Source organism: Bacillus sp. ZY-1-1, assembly GCF_003047165.1.
GTDB lineage: Bacteria > Bacillota > Bacilli > Bacillales > Bacillaceae > Bacillus > Bacillus velezensis.
The window spans coordinates 2,496,568-2,518,175 of the sequence record NZ_CP027061.1 but is presented as its reverse complement, the minus strand read 5'-3'; the positions used below and the strand labels follow the sequence as shown (position 1 = coordinate 2,518,175).

General features: G+C 43.6%; 6 protein-coding genes. 4 read left to right on the top strand and 2 right to left on the bottom strand.

Annotated elements, in window-relative coordinates; translation table 11 throughout:
- Positions 1-29: 29 nt before the first annotated feature.
- Positions 30-584, bottom strand: coding sequence for a peptide deformylase (gene def / locus C5I45_RS12290; RefSeq protein ID WP_107994413.1), 555 nt, complete (start codon positions 582-584; stop codon positions 30-32).
- 112 nt (positions 585-696) lie between these two features.
- Complete coding sequence (locus C5I45_RS12285) at positions 697-870, bottom strand: YjcZ family sporulation protein (RefSeq protein ID WP_003154542.1); 174 nt, start codon at positions 868-870, stop codon at positions 697-699.
- A 246-nt stretch (positions 871-1,116) separates the two neighbouring features.
- Between C5I45_RS12285 and C5I45_RS12280 the strand changes: the two genes are divergently transcribed.
- The 4 genes from C5I45_RS12280 (at position 1,117) to C5I45_RS12260 (ending at position 21,572) form a co-directional block, all read left to right on the top strand.
- Positions 1,117-1,755 carry a YkyA family protein gene (locus C5I45_RS12280; protein ID WP_032861331.1) on the top strand — a complete coding sequence of 213 codons (639 nt, stop codon included), beginning with the start codon at positions 1,117-1,119 and terminating at the stop codon, positions 1,753-1,755.
- Between the two features lie 466 nt (positions 1,756-2,221).
- Entirely contained in the window at positions 2,222-4,528 is a 2,307-nt protein-coding gene (gene fabD, locus C5I45_RS12270; RefSeq protein WP_107994412.1) for an ACP S-malonyltransferase, read from the top strand.
- Positions 4,529-4,548: 20 nt separating this feature from the next.
- Positions 4,549-16,800, top strand: coding sequence for an SDR family NAD(P)-dependent oxidoreductase (locus C5I45_RS12265; RefSeq protein ID WP_107994411.1), 12,252 nt, complete (start codon positions 4,549-4,551; stop codon positions 16,798-16,800).
- A complete protein-coding gene (locus C5I45_RS12260) occupies positions 16,800-21,572 on the top strand; it encodes a type I polyketide synthase (RefSeq protein ID WP_025851446.1) in 4,773 nt (1,590 codons plus the stop codon). The genes C5I45_RS12265 and C5I45_RS12260 overlap by 1 nt, the downstream gene beginning before the upstream one ends.
- Positions 21,573-21,608: the final 36 nt, after the last annotated feature.

Sequence of the window (21,608 nt, the reverse complement as noted above, 5' to 3'; positions counted from 1 at the left end):
AACCGGCACTTTGGGAAGTGCCGGTTTTTTTAACGGTCAATGGCAATGGCGTTTTCAGGTTCTTTGAACGGATTTTCTTTATCGATATGATCGTAAAACATCACGCCGTTCAGATGATCGATTTCGTGCTGAAACACGATGGCCGGAAAACCTTTGAGGCGGATGTCAATCTGTTCTCCTTCAAGCGTCACCGCCTTTACGCGGATGCGGGCGTAGCGCGGCACATAGCCGGGAATGGGTTCGTCTACCGACAGGCAGCCTTCTCCGCTCGTCAAGTAGCTTTTTTCCACTGAGTGGCTGACGATTTTAGGGTTAAAAAGAGCATAGCTGTATAAAGTGCCTTTCGCATCTTCTGCATGGACGGCGATCATCCGTTTTTTTACGTCTGTTTGCGGAGCGGCAAGACCGACGCCCGGACGAAGCTTGTATTTGTCGGCTAATTCAGGATTTTGGCTGTTTTTCACAAACTCAATCATATCAGCAAGATGCTGTTTTTCTTCGTCGGAAGCGGGAAGCTGAACCTCTTCAGCGATCTCTCTGAGCGCGGGATGTCCGTCGCGTACAATATTTTCCATAGTAATCAAGAAACTTCACTCCTAAAGCTTAATATGTAAATTATAGCGAATTTCTTTATCGCGGCGCAACGAAACAATTGGCCGGCCATAGCAGGCCGGCCGATTTTCATGGTGTATAAGGTCAGCAGCCGCAGCCTAAATAAGCGGCACCGACGATGATTAATAAGATAAACAATACGACGATTAATGCGAATGTGCGGCCATATCCGCCGCCGCAGCCATAACCGTAACCGCCATAACCGTATCCGCCGCAGCAACCGCCGCCAAATCCGCCGCCAAATCCATATCCGTACATAAAAAAACCTCCTCTTTTAATTACGCTGACCCTTTGTCAGCAGGGCCGGCGTCTACTATAAACTATGTAAAAGCCAAAAAGATGTATGGTCATCCGCCCTGTTTTCTCAATTTTTTACGCAAGTATTCTTTGACAGCACCGTAAGCATCTTTTTACCCGGTCATGCCAATTACAGCTCAGCTATTGTCAAAAAGCGTTCGGGCTTCTATAGTGGAAATTGTCAAGATTGGGGGATTTTAAGTGAATATGATTCAAAAAAAGGTATTAGCAGGAATCGGAGCGCTCGGCGCCGCAAGTATGCTGCTTGCGGGCTGCGGGGGAAAAGATCCGGTTGAATCGCTTCATGACTCGATGGAAAAAGCCGTTCAAGCGGAAAAACCGTTTCAAAAAGAGCAGAAAACATTGGAAAAATTGGAGAAAAAAGAGCACAAGCTTTACGACAGCGCGGTTAAACTGAATATGGATGATTACAAGAAAATCGTCACACTGTCTGATCAGGCTCTGAGCAATGCAAATCAGCGAAAAAAACATCTGAAAGCAGAAAAAGACAGTATTGATGATTCAAAAAAAGCATTTGAATCCGCAAAAAAAACTTCTCAAGAAATAAAGGATAAGAAAGTAAAAGAAAAAGCCGGGCATGCTGTCGCTTTAATGGAAAAAAGGTATGCATCTTATGATCTTTTGTACAAAAAGTACGAAAAAGCCATTTCACTTGATCAGGACCTTTATAAACTGATTAAAGATAAAAAGCTCACATTATCGCAGCTGGAAGAGCAAATCGGCAAAGTAAACTCAGTTTACGAAAAAGTGCATAAACAAGCAGATGAGTTCAATCAATTTACTAAAGACTACAACAAAGAGAAAGAACTATTATTCCGCGAATAGTATAGTGAAGGCATATCGGCATGGGCTGATGAACTGATAACAACCGAGTTCAGCCGCTTGTAAATGGCGGCTGAAGAATTGGTATATACGTGTGTTTCCCATTGACAACATGTAAATCATGGTATAGTATTTATTTAGGGAAATATTCACATAAAACCAATCGTTGTTTCGGCACGTTGGGATGTTTTTATTATATTGATATATAAAAAACAGAATGAAAATGCGGTTTTAATTATCAGAAAATTCTATCTATTATTTGCGGCAATATGATCTTTGTACATGCTTTTTGCTTTTAAACCTTTATCCGGCATAAAGGTTTTTTTATTTTGCTTCGTAATGCTTATTAAGTAATGGTGCCGGGTGCTTAGAGTAAATGACAATTTTAAAAATTGAAGTGAAAAATGTTAAACAAATCACAATCGGAACGAAAAGAAACGGCAGAAATACGGAACAAGGAGGAAAACAAATGCTTGCTTACGTCTTTCCCGGACAGGGAGCGCAGTTTAAAGGAATGGGCAGAGACTTATTCGATGAATTCAGTGAGCTCATTAAAAAGGCAGATCATATTTTAGGATACTCCATAAAGGATTTATGCCTTTCAGATGAAAAAGAGAGGCTCACTGATACGAAGTATACACAACCTGCAATTTATACAGTGAGCGCACTGCAATATTTAAAGGGTTTAAAAGAAGGTCATACTCGCCCTGATGCTGTTGCAGGACATAGTCTGGGTGAATATACTGCGCTTTTTGCGGCCGGTGTTTTTAATTTTGAAACAGGTCTCCGGCTGGTTGCTAAAAGAGGCGAGTTAATGAGTGAGGCTTCCGAGGGCGGAATGGCTGCCGTGATCGGACTGGATGAGCATCACATAAAAAAAATACTTCAAAAGTATGAATTCGGCCAAATAGATATCGCCAATTACAATACATCTTCACAAATTGTGATAGCAGGGGCTGCAGAAGAGATAAAGCGTGCAGCCTCTTTTTTTGAAAAAGAAGGGGCGAAAGCTTATATCGTATTGCAAGTCGGCGGAGCTTTTCATTCTCGTTTCATGGAAAGTGCACAGCGTGAATTTGCGGAATTTATCGAGGAGTTTCATTTTTCTGAATTGAATTTCCCGGTCATCTCTAACTATACGGCAAGACCTTATAAACAAGAAGATATCAAACGGAATTTAATTGAACAAATAACAAACTCGGTGAAATGGACTGAGAGCATCAGGTACTTAATGGGACAAGGCGTCACTGTGTTTGAAGAGATCGGTCCCGGAAACATTCTGACTAAATTAATTCAAACCATACAAAGAGATGAGGAACCGCTTAATATTAGTGCGCCAAAAGACAGTCTCTTGTTTTCTGAAGGGAACAAGGACAATTCCGAAAGCGGGAAAGAGAAGGGCCTCATGGCCGAAAATATAGAAAGCGTTGCGGCTTCACCGGTGTCCCGATTGGGTGATCAATCTTTCAAAGAAGATTACGGTTTGACATACGCGTATTTGGCAGGTGCGATGCATAGAGGGATCTCTTCCGCTGAAATGCTGATCCGCCTCGGGAAGAAAGGGATGCTGGGGTTCTTTGGCACAGCGGGTTTAACTATAAGGGAAATTGAACAGGCCCTTATTTCTATTAAGGAGACACTCAAAAATGGCCAGCCCTACGGAATGAATCTGCGATTTGAACCGGATCATCAAGATAGAGAAAAGGAATTGATAGATTTATATATCAAGCATGACGTACGGGTAATAGAAGCGTCTTCGTATCTTTCCGTCAGCGCGCCATTAATTTATTACAAAGCGCATCAGTTGAAGATGGACAAAAGCGGCAGGGTCATACCTCATAATCGGATCATTGCCAAAGTTTCACGGCCGGAAGTTGCGGCCGCATTTCTGAGTCCGCCTCCTCAAAGTATCGTAAAGAGAATGTGTCAGCACGGTATGCTGACGGAAGAGCAGGCGGAGTGGCTCAGCCGTGTTCCGGCAGCAGACGATATCATTATTGAAGCAGATTGCGGCAGTAATACCGAACAGGGCTCATTGACGGCGATGCTACCGTTTTTTGTTAACCTGCGGGATGAAATGATGGAAACACATAAATACGCAAGGAAGATCAGAGTCGGGGCCGCGGGAGGAATCGGAACTCCCGAGTCTGCGGCGTCTGCTTTTTTAATGGGCGCTGATTTTATTATGACGGGATCCATTAATCAATGTACAGTTGAAGCCGCAACAAGCGGTTTTGTTAAAGAAATGCTGAGTGAGACAGAAATATGCGATACTGCTTATGCGCCTTCGGAGACTCTGTTTGAGTTCGGAACAAAGGTTCAGGTGCTGAAAAAGGGCACGCTGTTTCCGGTCAGGGCAAATAAATTATTTCAAATCTACCAACAACATGAGTCTTTGAGTGAGATAGATGAAGAGACAAAGATTCAGCTCGAAAATGTTTATTTTAATAAGACTTTTGATGAAATCTACGAAAGCATAATGGAAAAACAGCCGAACCTGGCCCAAAAAGCGGAGCGCAATCAAAAATATAAGATGCTGTTACTATTTAAGTGGTATTTGCAGAGAGGATGTCTGCTTGCTTTGGAAGGGCAGGAAGAACAAAAGGTGAATTTCCAAGTTCATTGCGGCCCGTCTTTAGGCGCTTTTAATCATTGGGTAAAGGGCACGGAGTTGGAATCATGGAGAAACAGACATGTCGATGACATTGGTGAAAAAATGATGAATGAGACCGAAAGTCTGCTAAGACGCAGATTGGATACGTTATTTCTACACTAAAAAGGGGCGGGTGGAGGCCAATGGTTCACTTGAATAAACAGAGTGCGGATATCGCGATAATCGGGGTTGCTTGCAGATTCCCCGATGCAGATCATTATCATGAATTCTGGGAAAACATAAATAGCGGCAAAGATTCCATCCGGGAAGTGCCGATTGAACGGTGGGATCCCGATCTTTATTACTCAGCTGATATCAGTATACCGAACAAAACAATCAGCAAGTGGGGAGGTTTTATTCATAAAGCTGACCATTTCGACCATAAGTTTTTTAATATCTCTCCCCGGGAAGCTAAAAACATGGATCCTGAGCAAAGAATCCTTTTAGAAGAAACTTGGCGGTGCATCGAAGATTCCGGGGTCTCTTTGCGGGATCTCCAGCGTAAAACCACTTCTGTTTTTGCGGGTATTATGAATTCTGACTACCGGCAGACAGGTCATGAATCGGAAATCGACAGTTACGCCTGTTTAGGAAGTTTCGAAGCTATGCTCTCCAACCGGCTTTCATACACATTCGGTTTGACCGGAAAAAGCATGTCTGTAAATGCCGCTTGTGCATCGTCGCTTGTTGCTTTACATGAAGCGGTTAAGTCATTGCGGACAAAAGAAAGCGATTATGCAATTGCATCGGGAGTAAACTTGAATTTCCAACCCGGAAAATATATTTCTTTTTCTAAAGCCAGAATGCTGAGTCCTGACGGCAAATGTAAAACCTTTGACGCAGCGGCGAACGGGTACGTTCCCGGAGAAGGGGCAGGCGTTGTATTGCTGCAGCGCCTTGGTGATGCAGTAAAAGCCGGTCACCATATATACGGGATCATAAAAGGGACGGCTGTTAATCATGGCGGTAAATCCCGTTCCATAACCGCTCCCAGAGCAGAAGCGCAGTGCCGGGTCATCTCAGAAGCTTTACACAACGCTGCTGTTGATGCTGCGACGGTTTCTTATGTAGAAGCACATGGTACAGGTACATCTCTGGGCGATCCGATAGAAATAGAAGCATTGACAAAAGCATATCGGCAATATACTGAGGATACTCAATATTGCAGAATCGGAAGTGTGAAAACAAATATCGGTCATACAGAAGCAGCGGCGGGAATGGCCGGATTGATAAAAGTTCTAATGATGATGAAACATCGGAGGGTGCCGAAAAGCCTGAATGTACATACGGTAAATCCAATTATACAGTTTGAAAAAACACCGTTTAGGCCGGCGCTTGATTCAAGTGATTGGAAGGCGGCAGACGGGGGGCCGCTCAGGGCGGGAATCAGCTCCTTCGGTTTTGGGGGTGTTAACTCTCACGTCATCATCGAAGAATTTATACATACAAATGACGAAACTGACAGAAAGGGAAGGGTTCCCTTCCTTTTTTCCGCTAAAAGTGAAGAAAGCATGAAACAAATGATACATAATTGGAGAACCTTTTCTGACGATTCTGAGGAATTTTGCAAAATATCAAATGAAGCGATCAGCAGCACCCTTTTAACAAGGACATCGTTTGATTACAGGGCGGGTTTATTGGCAGGCAGCAAGGAGGAATTTAAAAATCAGCTTAAAGAGGGATTAAGTTTTCGGAGGAAACATGATTCTGAATGGGCGCTTGCCATCGGTGACTTCAAATGGGAAAGTTATAAACAATTTGCCGTTTTGAAACGCGTGTTCCCTGATCTAGAAAAGAACGTAAGGTCGGTGCTGAAGGGTATACCAGCATTGCACAGTTCATTTAAAAGAAAATGGACGCCTGAGAAAATCCGCTTGTATTCTTTAGTTATCAATACGGAAATCATAAAAAGTATCCTGGCATCCGGTTTTAAGCCAAGTCTCATTACAGGCGCCGGAGACGGATATTACGTCGCTCTTGCAGCAGCGGATATCATCAAAATTGAAAAGGCCATTTCTGTCATCACAGGCGCTGAAAAACCTTCGCACTTATCCTGCGAGCCGCCGTCCATTCCATTTGTCAATCCGTACACTTCAAAAACGTACCCGCCGGTTCGATTAAATGAAGAATATGTAAGGATGCTGCTGAACGGTCTGAGCTTCCCGGCTGATTTTACAGACCGCCTGTACGGGAAAACACGGCTGCTTCTTGAGCACCAATATACGTTTAAAGGGTTTTTAGAAGAGTGGGATAAAGCGGGAAAGACTCAGGAAATCGAGATTTTATCTTATATTGTGAATCGCACGGCGGATAAAAGAAACGCATTGCCGGCTGAAGAGGAAGCGGCGATCATGGCTATCCTTGCCTCTATGAGAAGACTGTATAAGAGATGGGATTTAACAGATTATGATGGATTCTTTGATAATGATTATGTTCTGGAAATATTAAATTTACTGGATGAAGGAATCTTGTCTAAAGAACTTTTTCTGAGCATGTTATTGAAAAAGCAAGACGGAATTAAACAGGCTGTTGCTTGTATGAATGAGCATCCGTCAGGTTTTTATGATAAGGCCCGTTTTCCGCTGATGACAGAATACAATCAAGTGGATGCCGTGTCTCAGGAGATAGCTGACCATATGCCGCTTCACACGGAAGAAAAGGGAACGGAGCCGGATGTGAATATCTCTGATTTTTCAGTTTTTCAATTCGGATCGCTCCCTCCATCAGCAAAACTAAACAAAGCGGCTGCTTTTGAAGCGGACAAACCAGCCGATGAGGCTCTTTATCATTCATTTATGCAAATGTGGCTTTCAGGAGAAGAGATTGAATGGGCGAAACTAGGTGATTATCATAAAAGAAAAGCCCCGCTTCCGCCTTATCCGTTTGAGCGCTCTCAATTTTCTTTAAACCCTCAGCCGGTAAAATCAGACGCGGCTTTTTCAGAAAAGAAGAATCAGGCACTTTATACGCCGGTATGGAAAGAAGCCGCACTTGAGAATGAAGCGGGCAGCGGACAAGCCTGTACTATTTTGTTGTTCTCCGGGAATAAAGACTATTTTGAAGAGCTGAAAAAAAGAGAGAATACGTCCGCATATCTTATTATGCCCGGTGACCGTTTAGAGCAGATAAGCGACAGTGTTTTCACCATCAACAGGCAGTGTCCCGAAGATTATCAAGGTGTCATTCGTCTGTTAAAGGAAAAAGGCGCAGCGCCCGATGCAATTTTGCATACTTGGTCTGAAAAACAGCCTGAACTGGAAGAAACACTCGCATCAGGAATTTATTCTGTGTTTTATCTGACTAAGGCTTTAATCAGCGAGAACCTTATAAACAAAGTAACGTTCATTTATACATTCAGCGCAGATCAAAAAGAAAAATTGCCGTATTTTGAAGGTGTGAACGGTTTTTTAAAATCGGTAAAACAAGAGTACCCGCAGCTGCATTGTAAGACGGTTTGCTTTGAACATGATTCTGCATCCGTTTCATGTTCAGAGAAGGCTGACATTCTTTATAAAGAAATAAACACAGCGCCTGATCGGCATATTCATATCACTTACAGAGGCTGCGTAAGATATGCACGGATGTTAGAGAAGCAGAGAGAAACAAACAGAAAGACCATTCAATACCCTGAAAAAGATAAAGTATATTTAATTACAGGGGGATTTGGGGGGATTGGCAGTAAAATCGCTGAATATTGCGCGAAAACTGAAAGATCCACCATTATCCTATCGGGGCGATCTGTTTTAAACGGAGATAAGCAGAAACATTTAGAATACCTGAACAGCTTTAAAGCCAAGGTTTATTATATACAGGCGAATATATCCGATAAAGAAGCGGTAAAAAAAATGATTGACGGTATTACCGATCAGCATGCAGGTCTTCATGGCGTCATTCATTGTGCAGGAGTTATCAGAGACTCGCTGCTTTTTCGAAAAACAAAGCATGAACTTTCAGAGGTGATTGCTCCGAAAGTTCATGGCGCATTGAATCTTGATCATGCAACGAAGTCGCTCGAATTGGATTTTTTCGCCGTTTTTTCTTCAGTCGTCTCTATTGCAGGGAACGAAGGACAGTGTGATTATGCATATGCAAACGGCTTTTTAGATCATTTCGCCGAATATCGGGAACAGAAACGGCAAAATTCTCTGCGCAGCGGCCGCACCCTGACAATCAATTGGCCTTTATGGCAAGACATCGGAATGGGGGCGAACCTGTCAGGTCAAGGGCGGACGTCTCTTTTTCATGGTTCAGGGCTCGAAGAACTTCCTGCTGAAGACGGAACGCAATGGTTTTCGCGGATTGTAACTTCGGGTCAGCTGCATAATATTGCAGTTTGCGGTGATCACGAACGCTTTGAACAATTTATGCAGCAGAGATTTTTGACGGACGAAACAGAGACAGGCAGTGCCGTTCCTTTGGCTCAAGGCGATATTTTGGATCAGACAGTTTTGTTTTTAACCAATATCATCTCCTCTGAGGTCGGTGCAGAACGGGAAGAGATCGATCAAGATGTGCATCTGGCTGAATATGGAATGGATTCGGTTATGATTCATCAATGCAACACAAAGCTGGAGCAGTCACTGGGAGCAATTTCGAAAACGCTTTTATTTGAATTTCATACAATCAGAGATTTAGCAGATCATCTTGTAAAGGAATACCCGGATCGGCTGGGGCGTTTATTTTCACGGGAGGAAAAAGGAAAACAGATTCAGAGCATTACCCCCGCCAGGCCGGAACAAAACATCACTGCACCTGCGGCGGAGGAAAAAGAACATCTTGACGGGATAGCGGTAATCGGTATCAGCGGCCGTTATCCCGGGGCTGAAAATATCGAAGAATTGTGGGATCTTCTATCAAAAGAGAGAACCGCAATCACAGAAATTCCGAAAGAACGATGGAATTATGAGACCTACTATGATCCAGACCCCGCTAAAGCGCATGAGGGAAAAATTTATTGCAAATGGGGCGGATTTTTAAAGAATGCTGAATCATTTGATTCTTTGTTTTTCCAAATATCGCCGAGAGAAGCAGAAGCGATGGATCCTCAGGAACGAATATTTCTCGAAACCGTATGGAAAGCATTTGAAGATTCGGGATATACCATTGAAGGGTTGAGAAAGCAGACCGAAAAACATGTCGGTGTATTTGCGGGAGTTACAACCAATTCTTACAAGCTGCTCGGCGAAAGAATACCGACGGACAAAAACGATGTACTTCCAAATTCGTTCCCGTGGTCTCTCGCGAACAGAGTGTCTTACACATTTGATTTTACGGGTCCCAGTATCCCTGTAGATACGGCTTGCTCTTCATCCTTAACGGCAATTCACATGGCTTGCCAAAGTTTAAAAAAAGGTGAGTGCTCGGTTGCGGTTGCGGGAGGAGTAAATTTGTATCTTCATCCTTCTGACTATTTATACCGGTGTCAGATGGGAATGCTTTCAAAATCGGGAAAATGCAGAAGTTTTGGAGAAGGCGGCGACGGTTTCGTGCCCGGAGAAGGTGTCGGGGCCGTTATTCTTAAACCGCTTAAAGATGCCATACGTGATAATGATACTGTGTACGCCGTCATAAAAGGAACGGCAATTAACCATGGCGGAAAGACGAATGGCTATACGGTGCCTAATCCTGCCGCACAGGCGGATTTAATTCAAGGAGCTCTTAAAGCGGCCGGTTGGAGCGCCAGAAGTGTCAGCTTTATTGAAGCCCACGGCACGGGAACGCCGCTGGGTGACCCGATTGAAGTCCGAGGTCTGACCAAGGCGTTCAGAGCTTATACCGAAGATGTTTCATATTGCTCTCTCGGATCGATTAAATCTAACATCGGTCATCTCGAAGCGGCCGCGGGAATTGCCGGCCTGACAAAGATTATTTTACAAATGAAGTATAAAAAAATAGCCGCAACACTGCATGCTGAACGGGTGCATCCGGATCTTTATCTGGAAGAGACACCTTTTTGTCTTCAGCGGGAAACCGCCGACTGGATAAAACCCGCGAATGAAAAACATTCTGACAGCAAATATCCGCGGCGTGCGGGATTAAGTTCTTTCGGAGCGGGCGGGGCAAATGCTCATATCCTTGTGGAAGAGTATGAGTCTGCTGCTGACTGTCAAACGGGGCGTGAGGAAAGTGAAGAACTTATCGTACTCTCAGCCAAGCATTCACTGAGTTTACGGGAATCAGCAAAACAGCTGGAGGAATATCTTCAAAAGGCTCGTCATAAGCAGGGCGAGTGTTTACAGCCGGCGGGAACAAATAAGCCGCTTCACCTTTCTGATATTGCATATACCCTTCTTGAAGGGCGGGAAGCCATGCCGGAAAGGCTTGCTGTCATTTCGAAAAATATCGATGACCTGATGTTGAAATTAAATCACTTTTATAATGGAATTGACGATCACGAAATATTCAGAGGGAAAAAACCGAATCATAAACGCGGACAGCGGCAATCGGATCTTCCGCTCAAATCCGGCAGAACCACATTAGCCGAAATGGCTGAATTCTGGGTATCGGGAGGGAATTTAAGCTGGGAAGATTTCCGCACCGGCAGAAAACCGGCAAAAATTGCGCTGCCGACATACCCTTTCTTAAAAAACAGACTGTGGGTGTCAAATAAGGCGCAAACAACATCAGCAGCCGGTACAGCTCCTTTATTTGATTTTTCTGCAGGTGAGTGCCGATTTTATAAAACGCTTTCAGATTCTGAATATTATTTAAAAGACCATGTTGTGCATGGGAATATGGTTCTGCCCGGAGCGGCAATCATCGAAGCGGCCAGAGAAGCGGGAGAGAGGCTGTACGGAAAATCAGTCATAAAACTGAGTCAGGTTGTATGGGCGGTTCCGATAACCGTTGAAAAAGAAAAGACGATAATGATAGATCTGCTGCCGAATCAAAAAGACGGCAGATTTGTGGTGAAAACCGATATGCAATCTGAAGCGGCAGTTCATTGCCAAGGAAACATTATCACATGCGGAGATAAAGACGCCTCTCATACAGAGCATTTTAAATTGGACAGCTGGTTAACCGGACAGAAAAGATTAATCAGCGGCGCTGAGTGTTATAGGAACTTCCGGCAGAGCGGTTTGGACTATGGAGCCGGCTTTCAGGTAATAAAACAGCTGTTTATCCATGAAAATGCTGTTCTTGCACGAATATCACTTCCTGAGAGCATTGATAAAAAATCCGGCGGGCTGCTGGAACCGTGTTTATTGGATGGCATTTTTCAATCCACAATCGGGTTTACGTCCGCTCAGGAAGACGATCACACCGCATATTTGCCTTTTGAATTAGGTGAGCTGGAAATTCTTCAACCACCTTCGGCAAGCGGCTATGCTTACATTACAGCTGCCGATGAAAGACAACATGATGATGTCAAAAGGTTTCATATACTATTTATGGATGAACACGGATCTGTAAGTCTTAAAATAAAAAACTTAGCGTTGAAGGCATTAAGGGCTGCACCGCAGACTCAAAATGAGCGGCATTCAGCTAAGTATTACACTGATATGTGGAAGCGGGCCCCTATGCTTCATCAGCCTGAAGGCAGCGGTTTAAACAGCTGCCTTGTAATTTCACTCCGTCAGGATATATCAGAAACGCTTATCCGCCAGGCATATAAAGATATCGGCCTGAACATGATCTTTGTCCGCCATGGCGGAAGTTTTCAAGAAAAAGAAGCTGATTCCTTTGAATTGAACAGCGTCAAACTTGAAGGCTATAAGAAATTGCTGGCGATTCTTAAAGAAAGACAAGTGACAATTGACCGCGTCATTTTAATCGGGATGAGCCCTGAAACGGGAATTGAGCATAACATTCATGAAAAGCTGGAAGAGGCTGTTTTGCCGGTTTTCAATGTAACGAAAGCTCTGTTAGCAACAATCCCAAGACATAAAATTCTGATATCACATGTATTTTTCACAAGGAACAATCAAATCTTACCTTATCAAATGGCAATCAGCGGCTTTTTTAGGTCGCTTCATTTAGAACATCCAATGTTGTCCGGTAAAAATATTGAAATACACAGCGATGAAATTCAGTTACAGCTGAACACCGGTCTGCCTGAATTAAAAAACCTTGTGAAAGAAACAGTCATCAGCGATGATGCTTCAGAGATCAGATACAGAGATGGAATCAGGCAGGTGAAACACTCTGCAGAAATTGAAAGGGCAGAGCCCCCCAAAAAGATGGAAGTAAAAGAAGGGGGAGTTTACCTTATTACAGGAGGAACAGGCGGCCTGGGCCTGATTTTTGCCAGACATCTTGTGCGAAAAGGGAGAATAAAGCTTGTGCTTATCGGCAGGTCAGAGCTTTCTGAGGAAGCCGTAAGCAATGTAAAAGAGCTCGAAAAAAACGGATCAGAAGTTTTTTATGTAAGAACCGATATTTCTGATAAGGAAAATGTCAACAACCTGATAAAACTCGTCAAAAACAAATTAGGTCCTGTTAAAGGAGTTATTCACAGCGCCGGTGTGATAAAAGATTCATTACTCATCAATAAGCGTGAAGAGGATCTCGATTCAGTCCTGGCCAGCAAGGTTTACGGAACGATATGGCTTGACCGGTATACAGACAGAGAACCTCTGGACTTTTTTGTTATGTTTTCATCTATCAGCGCAATAATCGGGAATGCCGGACAAACTGATTATGCTTATGCAAACCGGTTTATGGATTACTTTGCGGAAATGAGAGCGGCGGAAAATAAACCTGGAAAAACAGTCTCGATTAATTGGCCTTTATGGAAAGAAGGCGGTATGCAAATTGACATTCATTCAGAGAAGTTCCTTTATGACCGTTTCGGAATGCTGCCTCTGGGAAAACGGGAAGGCCTTGCAGCATTTGATCAAGCAATGACAGGGTGTGAACATCAAATAATGGTATTTAGCGGTAATGAATTAAAGCTGGAACGAATGATAACGATTGACAGCGGAAAAAGTGACCCGGCAATCGCCGACGAAAATCACGAACCGAAAGAGCTGTCAATAACTGAATCTTTAAAAAGCACTTTGACGCGCATCATCACCGGCGTATTAAAAATTGAAGAACGGGAATTTGATTTTGAACTGCCGATAAGTGAATACGGATTTGATTCAATTATGTTTACAATGCTGGGCAACGAATTAAACGAAACATTAGGAATATCAATGATGCCGTCAGATTTTTTCGGTCTTACTGATTTTAATGAACTTCTTGAGTTTTTAAAGAGTGAGTATTCCGAAGAGCTTCATCTCTGCGGATCTTTTTCTTCAGATGAATCTGCGGCGAAAGACAGGAGAGAAAATCTGATTGAGGGCATCGCAAAGATGATGTCCAGTATTTTAAAGATTGACAGAAAGGAAATGGAAGAAGAGACTTCATTCGGCGAGTACGGATTTGATTCTATTACGTTTACCAGACTCGGAAATGAAATCAATCAACAATATGGTACGGAATTATTGCCGTCCATTTTCTTTGAATGCAATTCACTGGCTGAACTGACTGATTATGTAATCGAGCAATACGGAGAAATCCTTTTTGCTGAGACAGAACCTTTTTCTGCACCAGACGAAAAAACATTGTACAGCACGCCTCCGCCGGAATCCTATGAACATTCCCCTGAGCCTGAAAACAAAACCAGGCAAGAGGAAAGACATATGAATGAGCCGGTTGCAATAGTGGGAATAAGCGGCCGTTTCCCCCAAACAGATACGCTGGAAGACTTTTGGGAAGGAATTGAAAAAGGGCGGGATATGATTACAGACATTCCTGAAGACCGTTGGGACTGGAAAGAGTTTGACGGCGATCCGATCAGGGACGTCAATAGAACAAAAATAAAAAAAGGCGGATTTATCAAAGGCGCGGACAGTTTTGATCCGTTGTTTTTCGGGATTTCTCCCGCCGAAGCAGAATTAATGGATCCCCAGCAAAGAATTTTTATGGAGACTGTATGGAAAACAATAGAAGATGCGGGCTATAAGCCGTCAGATCTGGCAGGGACGAAAACCGCGGTGTTTGCTGGGGTCGCCACAACGGACTATGCGGAACGTCTCAATGAAAATGGCGTCTCTGTTCAGGCGCAGACCGCAACCGGTTTAAATCATTGTATATTGGCTAACCGTATTTCTTACCAGCTGAACCTGACGGGTCCGAGCGAACCGGTTGACACTGCCTGTTCAAGTTCGTTAGTTGCACTCCATCGTGCGGCTGAGGGGATTCAAAGAGGCGATTTTGAAATGGCGATTGCAGGCGGAGTGCATGTTATGACAAGCCCTACTCTGTTTATAGCTTTTGATAAAGCAGGTATGCTTTCCAAAGACGGAAAGTGCAAAACGTTTGATAAAAGCGCTGACGGCTATGTAAGGAGTGAAGGGGCGGCCGCAGTACTGCTTAAGCCGCTCAGCAAAGCACAGGCAGACGGTGATCATATTTATGGTTTGATTAAAGGGTCAGCTGTAAATCACGGCGGCCGCGCCAATTCTTTGACAGCTCCGAATCCGAACGCACAGGCGGACTTATTAACCGAAGCTTGGCGGAAGGCGGGGGTCAGTCCCGCCACTGCGGGATATATAGAAGCGCATGGCACAGGGACAAGTCTTGGCGATCCGATTGAAGTAAACAGTATCATAAAGGCTTTTAATACGTTATATCAAGAATGGGACATTCCTTTTGAGAAACAGAAAAGCTGCGGAATCGGGTCTGTGAAAACAAACATCGGCCATCTCGAAACCGCTGCCGGAATAGCCGGAGTGCTGAAAGTGTTACTGGCTTTTAAATATCGCAAACTTCCGGGACTCGCCCATTTTTCAGAACTCAATCCATACATCAAAATGGAAAATACGCCATTTTATATCACAGAAACCGCTCAAAAGTGGAATCCGATAAAAGATGAAGAGAACAACGATCTGCCGAGGAGAGCAGGTGTCAGCTCATTCGGATTCGGCGGTGTGAACGCACATATTGTTTTAGAGGAATATAGGGAACCTCAAAAAGAAGTACCGGAAAACAACGGTAAAACACACATTTTTGTTTTATCTGCGAAAACCAAAGATCAATTACTTGAGTATATCCGGCTTATGGTTCAGTACTTGGATCGCGTGATTGCCGGTGACATGACCGTTAATGCCAGTGACATGGAATTTACATTGCAAAACGGCCGGGAAGCAATGAACGAGAGAATTGCCGTATGTGCAGTGAGTCTGGCTGAGCTGAGAGATAAATACGTCAGCTTTCTTGATAAAAGCAAGGTGCAAAATGGCGTATTTATAAGCGAAAACACTGAAGAGCGCGCAGCTGTTTCTGAATATATGATTCAGGAGGCTCTTCAAAGCGGAAAAGAGGAGCTGCTCGCACAATGGTGGGCCAATGGAGCCGAGTTTGAATGGAAGACCATCGGCAATGAGAAATTGAATAGAGTGCCGCTGCCGTCTTATCCGTTTGCAAAAGAGAGTTATTGGTTTACTCCGAAAAAGAACAAAAGCGAGGTTAATAGCAAAAGTCTTCACCCATTAATCAGCGAGAATGTCTCAACATTAAAGAAACAAGCATTTAAAACTGTTATTTCCGGAACTGAATTTTTCGTCACTGATCACCTTGTTTCAGGAGACTGTGTGTTGCCGGGAGCCGCTTCGCTTGAAATGGCTCTAGTTTGTGCGGAAATAAGCGGAGAAAGTAAAGTATATAAAATAAAAGACGTGATGTGGAACAGACCTATATTATATAAAGGAAAAACGCTGCACATTTATACCGGCTTGGAAATGAAACAAGATAAGTTGAACGTAACGATATGTAAAGAGGGCCCGGATGGCGTGCAGCAAATCTGCACACAATGTGAAACAGTATTCGGAGACATAAACAGCAATCCTGAGTATGTCGATATTGATCAGTTCATACGCAGCAGTAAAACGGTCATAAGCCGGAAAGAGTGTTATCACCGCTTCAGTGGTATGGGCCTGACATATCAGAGCGGTTTTCAAACGTTGAAAGCCGTATATCGCGGTGATGTGGAGTTAATGGCAGAATTGGAGCTTCCGGATCATTTAACGAACGGGTTTTCACATTTTACACTCCATCCTTCATTAATTGACGGCGGTTTTCAAGCGGCGGCATTTTTGTTAAGAGAAAATGAGGAAGACGGCTTATTTGTTCCTTATTCACTTAGAGAGCTTCACATTAAGAGAGCGCTTACTGCCCGATGCCATGTTTCGGTGAGAGAAACCGGTTTTTATACGTATAACATTGATTTTATTAACGAGAGCGGCGAAGTAGCCGTGAGCATGAAAGACTTCTCTGTCAGAAAAGTGACCGGGGGAGAATTAACCGCAGGTCATAAAAATGAAGATCAGGAAATTCTCTTCTTATTGGAACAATTGAAAAACGGTGAACTTTCTGCTGACCAAGTTTATCAGCTGCTGGAGGGAAAATAGTGCAGATCAAACAAATACTTTCCTTAATTGAAGAACAGCAAATGTCTCCTGATGCAGGACTGGAGCTAATTCGTACTTACAGAAAACAACAAATGGAAAAAAAGGCGGAGCCGGAATCACAAGCTCCGTCCCCAACCATTTTTTTTAAGACCGATTGGGTCAGGACAAATCACATTGATATGCCGAATCAGCAGGCACCGGGGAATATGCTGATTTTTGATCAGGATAACCGTCTTTTTCAGCATGCCGAGATGATGAATGGAGAACATAACCGTGTCATTCTTGTAACGCCCGATTCTGATTACAGAATTGAACGGAATAGATGCACAATCAATCCTTCTGATGAACATCATGTCGAAATGCTGCTGTCTGATTTGGCTGAAAACGGATTTACACCTGATGTCGTGCTTTATTTATGGAATAGAGAAATCAGAGAATTCACTGAAGAATCTGTTAATGAAACTCTTCGCAGAGGGATAAACTCGCTCTTTTTATTATCAAAAGCTTTAATGCGAAGAAACGAACCTGTTACGTTATTGCATATTTATTGGACAAGCGGTCTGAATCAGCCGTTTCATGAAGCTGTCGGAGGGTTCGTGAAAACGGTAAACATGGAAAGCTCCAAGCTTAAAGCGAAAACCATACAGATACGCCACGAGGATTCTGACATAAATCCTCCGGTTTCCGAGATGTGGGATGCTGCAATCAGTGAAATGCAGCGCATTCAAACGGATGAATGTGAGGTTTTAATAGACTCATATACCCGTTATGTGAAAGGACTGCAGCCTATTGATATTCCGGAACACGATAACGGATCTGTAACGTATCAAAAAGGCGGCATATATATCATTACCGGAGGAGCCGGAAAACTCGGGCTGCTGTTTGCGGAACACATCGCTAATGAAAACCAAGCCGTGATTATACTTACAGGCCGTTCTTTTTTAACAGCTGATCAAAAAGAACGGATCAGTAAGCTTAATGAGAGCGGCTCTATTGTTGAATATCAGCGGACGGACATAACAGATCGAACAGAGGCAGAGCGATTCATTTTCGGCGTTAAAGAGCGGTACGGCAGCATAAACGGGATCATCCATGCTGCCGGCATCCTTCGTGATTCATTTCTTGTAAATAAAAGTCTCAGTGATTTTACGGACGTACTGAAACCGAAAGTTTACGGGACAATCTGGCTGGATGAGCTGACAAAAGACGAAGATCTTGATTTTTTTGTTCTCTTTTCTTCTTTTTCCGCTTACGGAAATGCCGGCCAAAGTGACTATGCGTACGCAAATCATTTTATGGACAGTTTTGCAATGCTTCGATCCCAGCTCTCTCGAAACGGAAAAACACTATCAATCAATTGGCCGTTATTGAAAGATGGCGGAATGAGTCTCGACAGCAGTGGAATCGTTCAAATAAAAGAAAAATACGGAATGACTCCGATGCGAGCTTCCTCTGTTCTGGAAGCGTTTCTGAAAATGCTGCGGTCTGCATTTACCAGCTTAATGCCTGCAGAAGGTGAGCGGGATAAAATGATAAAGGCGCTTTCGATTCAAAGAAATACAGCTGCAGCAGATCAAGATACACTCACGGCGGAACACGATGAAGAAGCGGAATATGCTGCGAAAGAAAAAGTCAATGACTATTTAATCAAGATCATCAGCGGTGTCTTGAAAATCCAAGCTCATAAAATAAATGCGAAAGACTCTTTTGAGAAGTTCGGAATCAACTCACTTATGATCATGTCACTTATTGCAAAGCTTGAAGATACTTTCGGGGATCTTCCGAAAACAATCTTTTTTGAATATCAGAACATTGAAGAGCTTTCAAACTTCTTCCTAACATCTTTTAAAGAAAAAGTGCTTAAGGCCGCAGGGGCAGCTCCGGTAACAAGAGTGCAGAAGAAAAGAGAAAATCCGAGTAAAAAACAGCACCGGCAGCAGAAGGATACATCTGCACCGAGCATGGATCAGCCGGGGGAGGATATTGCCATTATCGGTGTGAGCGGAAGATATCCGAATTCCGATACTCTTGAGGAGTTCTGGGAAAACATTGCCGGAGGGAAAAACTGTATTATTGAAATCCCCGAGGAACGTTGGGATTTCAGATCGAATTACAGTCCCGACAGAATGGAGAAGGGGAAAATCAACAGTAAGTGGGGCGGTTTTATCAGCGGTGTTGATCAATTCGATCCGCTGTTTTTCCACATTTCTCATAAAGAAGCTGAGCTGATGGACCCTCAGGAGCGAATTTTTCTCGAAACCTCCTGGCATACGTTTGAAGATTCAGGATATACAAAAGAGAAGCTTAACGGTATGAAAGCCGGTGTATTTGTCGGAGCCATGTACGGACAATATCAATTATTCGGCGCAGAAGAAACTGCGCGGGGCAATCCGATTGCGCTCAGTTCCTTCTTTTCATCTATTGCCAACAGGGTTTCATACTTTTTTAATCTCTCCGGCCCGAGCATTGCACTGGATACGATGTGTTCATCATCGCTGACGGCCATTCACTTGGCATGTGAGAGTATTAAAAGAGGGGAAAGTGAAATTGCGCTTGCAGGCGGCGTTAATGTATCAATACACCCCAGCAAATACCTTTGGCTGAGTCAAGGTAATTTTGTTTCCACCGAAGGATTGTGCAGAAGTTTCGGAGAGGGCGGAGACGGCTATGTCCCGGGAGAAGGTTCGGGAGCCGTTCTGTTGAAACCTCTGGAAAAAGCAATTGCTGATCAGGATCATATATACGGAGTGATTAAAGGAACATCTGTAAATCATGGCGGAAAAACCAATGGATTTACGGTTCCGAATCCGAATGCACAAGCTGAGCTGATTGCTGAAAATTTCAAGAAATCGGGCATCAGTCCGCGATCCGTCAGCTACTTGGAAGCACACGGAACGGGTACCTCGCTCGGAGATCCGATTGAGATCGCAGGATTGACAAAAGCTTTTGAGAAATTTACGGATGATAAACAATTTTGTGCCATAGGTTCAGTGAAGTCTAATATCGGACATTTGGAGTCTGCCGCAGGTATAGCAGCCCTTACAAAAGTTCTTTTACAATTTAAGCATCAGAAGTTGGCGCCATCCATTCACTCGGAACAGCTGAACCAAAATATTCGATTTGAAAAGACGCCTTTTTACGTTCAGCAGAAAGAAGAAGAGTGGCGGAAAGAATCAGGCGCCTCTAACAGGAGAGCAGCAATCAGTTCGTTCGGAGCGGGAGGAGCAAATGCCCATGTCATTGTGGAGGAATATCAAAACCATGCGGACACACAAACAATAAGCGGTCCGTTTGCCGCAGTTCTTTCTGCCAAAAATGAAGACAGACTGAAAGAATACGCCCGGCGCCTTCTGCAATTCACAGAGCGGGAGACAACAGCCTCGGCAGCTGATATCGCTTTTACATTGCAGACATGCAGGGAGCCTATGGAAGACAGACTTGCTGTTGTAGCTTCCGATTTGCCGGAACTTAAGGAGAAGCTGAGAACTTTCTGTACTGAAGGAACAATTGGAGAGGGCGTATACAAAGGCAATGTTACAAAAGATTTTGATAAAGTCTTTATCTTTCATGATCAAAAGATGAAAGATAAATTCCTCGAAGCGATGATGGAGACAAAGGACTTGAATCTTCTAGCAAAATTATGGTCTTTCGGGGCTGATATTCAATGGAGAGAGTTATATGAAGAGTATACCCCGCAAAAGGTCAAGCTTCCTTTATATCCATTTGCTGAGGAGTCTTACTGGGTGCCTCGAAATCAAAGCGCAATATTTCCGGAAATATTGCCGCAGCAGTCTTCACTGCACCCGCTTCTGGATTCGAATGAATCTACTCTGGAACAGCAGTTTTTTAAAACGACATTAAGAGAAAAAGAGATTTGGTTAAAAGACCACATCGTAAAAAACAAGAGCATTCTCCCGGCAGCTGCTTTTCTTGAAATGGCATGCGCAGCGGGAACGCGGTCATATCGAAAGAAAGAGGTCACTCGTTTAAAAAACGTGATATTTGCAAGACCGGCCATGCTTTTGCAAGAGAGCCTGACCATTTACACTCACGTTTCCGTAAAAGACGGCAAAATATTATTTAATATGTCATCTGACGAGGATGCTGCTGTAAGGAATGGATTTGTGACGGGGGAATTAGATTATGATCATCATTACGGTGATGATGATATAGAGAATATCGACAGACAAGAGATGATAAACAGAAGTGCTTTTGTCCGTGAACAAGATGAATGTTACAAGTATTTTCGGGAAAACGGGTTCCTGTATGGGCGCGCTTTTCAGCCGATTCAACGTTTATGGGGCGGAAAAACAGAAGCGGTTGCACACTTATTGCTGCCAAAAGAAGCCGCATATGCTCTTGAAAATTATACATTGCATCCGTCTTTAATTGATGGGGCTCTGCAATCTTTGTTCGGGATTACGGACGGAAGAGAAGAGGCATCTGTTTATGTTCCTTTTTCAATAGGAGAGATTACGATTCGGAAAAAAGTTTCAGCAGAATGCTGGGCTTATGCGCGTAAAACAGGCCAAAAAGGTCAATCCGAGCTTATTTACGATATTCAGCTGCTTAATGAACAAGGAGAAAGACTTGCAGGTTTGAAGGATGTAACCATTCGTAAAAAAGAAACGTTTTCCGCGGAGGCACAGACTCGTGCAACAGCGGATTCCAATGGAAAGAACGAGAGAGTAAAAGAGCTTCTCAGACAATTAAAAGCGGGCGAACTGACTGCCGAAGAAGCAGATTATGCGCTGGAGCGTATGCAGGATTAGTTTATCATTTTGCGGAAGTGCCATTTGTAAAGGGGA

What these genes read in the sequence shown, in the direction of transcription:
- C5I45_RS12285 (WP_003154542.1), bottom strand. Translation starts at nt 870, where the DNA reads ATGTACGGATATGGATTTGGCGGCGGATTTGGCGGCGGTTGCTGCGGC.
- C5I45_RS12280 (WP_032861331.1), top strand. Translation starts at nt 1,117, where the DNA reads ATGATTCAAAAAAAGGTATTAGCAGGAATCGGAGCGCTCGGCGCCGCA.
- fabD (WP_107994412.1), top strand. Translation starts at nt 2,222, where the DNA reads ATGCTTGCTTACGTCTTTCCCGGACAGGGAGCGCAGTTTAAAGGAATG.
- C5I45_RS12265 (WP_107994411.1), top strand. Translation starts at nt 4,549, where the DNA reads ATGGTTCACTTGAATAAACAGAGTGCGGATATCGCGATAATCGGGGTT.